Source organism: Halostella sp. PRR32 (assembly GCF_034808085.1).
Classification (GTDB): domain Archaea; phylum Halobacteriota; class Halobacteria; order Halobacteriales; family Natronoarchaeaceae; genus Halostella; species Halostella pelagica.
Map to the genome: position 1 here is coordinate 1 of NZ_JAXHGL010000073.1, position 281 is coordinate 281.

Here is a 281-nt window from a genome sequence, read left to right on the forward strand (position 1 = left end):
GCCACGACGTCCGGCAGGTGTTCACGAGCGACGACCGCGACCCGCTGCGGAAGCTCCCGCGGAAGCTCGCGGACCTCGACGGCAACCTCGTCGACCTCGGCGACGTCGACGCTGGCGCGCTCGGCCGGAACCTCGGCCACCCCTACACCGCGATTCCGGACCCGTTCGGGTGCTGTGACTCCTACGGTGCGCACTTCTCGAACCTCATCCAGTCCGGCGCTGACGCCTTGGGCGTCCCCATCGAACTGGTCTCGAACACGGACCTCTACGAGGACGGCGAG

General features: G+C 69.0%; 1 pseudogene. It reads left to right on the forward strand.

The window, feature by feature from the left end:
- Positions 1-281: pseudogene (locus SM753_RS20430) on the forward strand (lysine--tRNA ligase); the annotation flags it as partial.